This window comes from Cohnella baijiui (assembly GCF_020731285.1).
In the GTDB taxonomy this organism is placed as follows: domain Bacteria; phylum Bacillota; class Bacilli; order Paenibacillales; family Paenibacillaceae; genus Cohnella.
The window spans coordinates 1-1,863 of sequence record NZ_JAJFOW010000085.1 but is presented as its reverse complement, the minus strand read 5'-3'; the positions used below and the strand labels follow the sequence as shown (position 1 = coordinate 1,863).

Genomic DNA, 1,863 nt, shown 5'->3' with positions numbered 1-1,863 from the left:
AGAGAGCAGCGGTACGATGTCAAGACCTTAAATCAGACATATTTGAATGAAGCGCACTCTTTTCAGGGGGTGACCCGGAAAAAGGCAAACTCAAACTAAACCTGCCCTACCCGGTTTTTCAGATATTTCCTTATATACCGGGAAATAGGCGGTAAGTTTATGGATTTATGTCACCCGTGTTGTCGGATCACCTCTCTGGGTTCGTAAAGTCGGTTGGTTCGTAGCAGGTAGTCGACCAACCGCACCAATTTTCGAGCTGTAAGCGCAAGGGCACGTTTTTCGGCATATTTGGCCGGCTCGGCCGCTTTGAGACTGAAGTACTGGGCAAAGACAGTGTCGTGCACCTGGACACTCTTTGCGGCTTCGGTGAAGTAATACTTCAGATAGCGGTTGCCGGATTTAATAAGCCGGGATTCAACGCCTTTGAAATCACCAGATTGGCTTTCCGTCCAAGCGAGGCCTGCGTACTTGGCAAGCGCCATTTGGTTCGGGAAGCGCTGGATGTCGCCAATCTCCGAGATGAGGCCGGCAGCAAAGATCGGGCCGATTCCGGGCACAGACGTCAGCGTCTGCGGGATAGTGGCCAGATGCTCTTCAATCGCTTTCTGCAGCGACTTGGCTTGTTCCTGAAGCGAGCGGATGACTCGGATGTTGGACGCCATCGCCAGATTCACGGCATCGGCCATCGCCTTGGGTAAGCGGTAGGAAGCGCGAGCGGCTTTCTGCAGAGCCTGAGCAACTTCCTGTGGGTTCTCAAAGCGGTTTTTGCCGCACCCAGCAACGAACGCTACGAGGTCCTCCACCGGCATGTCGATGAGCGTCTCGACGCTGGCGAAGTGCTCCATCACCGCAAGGCTCGTCGCGGACGTTTTCTTGCCGAACGGCCCGACCGAATAGCTGCTGAACTTCAGGAACAAATTGGTCAGCAGGAAATTGGTCTCCCGTGTCAAACATTGAGTAACGTGGAACCGAGTCCGGCAGAGGCGCTGCAACGCAGCGTTGGTCTCGCTCCACGTGAAGGCACGGGGTAGATGACCGGATCGGAGCTTAGCGGCGATGAACCAGGCGTCTACCCTGTCGTTTTTTGGGGCGTCAAGGAAGTGAGACTTCTTGAACACCTTGATGAGACTGGGATTAAACACATAGACGCTGTGCTCATAGGGCATGAAGCTCAGTACGTGTTCCAAGTAGCGAGCGAGATGGCTGGAGTAACAGCCGGTTGCCTCAAGGCCGAAGCGAATAGAAGACAGCTCGTGCTTCTGCATGAGGGCAAGGATCCGCTCTTGAAGAGCGAGCACGCCGGGCTCGTCGTTGGTTACGGTGAAGCGGCTTAGCGATTTGGCGCTGTCGCCTTCGGGAAGGCAACAAACTACGTTATTCTTGCTGCTTACATCGATCCCGACAAACAAGATGTGGGACATAGGAATCACCTCCTTTGTAATGGACTCGGCGCTACGGTCCTGGGATGTCCTTGGGAAAGCTCTCCGCTTACAGCCTTGCGAGCTATTGGCATACACCGCGGCCCATCGGTGCACGAACCTTCCTCTGCGATGCGGAAGGGATGGCGACGCGCGGGATACAGTCAGCGTGTAGGAAAATACGGAAGAGGCCAAGGGAACAATCTCAAATGGTAGAACCCGCATGAGGAGTCTACAGGAGGAAATAGGAACATTCCCGTCGGTAGCACCTATTGGCATTTTCCCAAGGACAGCCCAGGATCGTAAACACCTAAATTCGTCCCTTCGGGCCGCTCCCGCGCTTCGCTTGGGCTGCGTCCCCCACCAGGACAACATCATTCCGTTTTCAAGGTACAAAATTCGTAAGAGCAACCCCTAAATCAGGAGCTGCTCTTAGCATACAAGG

At 54.4% G+C, this 1,863-nt stretch carries 1 protein-coding gene; it reads right to left on the bottom strand.

Annotation, left to right across the window (positions count from 1 at the left end; translation table 11 throughout):
* Nucleotides 1–170: 170 nt before the first annotated feature.
* A complete protein-coding gene (locus LKX83_RS31715; protein ID WP_227887242.1) occupies nucleotides 171–1,421 on the bottom strand; it encodes an IS110 family RNA-guided transposase in 1,251 nt (416 codons plus the stop codon).
* Nucleotides 1,422–1,863: the final 442 nt, after the last annotated feature.

Excerpts from the sequence above, each read along its gene's own strand:
- LKX83_RS31715 (WP_227887242.1), bottom strand. The coding sequence starts at position 1,421 with ATGTCCCACATCTTGTTTGTCGGGATCGATGTAAGCAGCAAGAATAAC.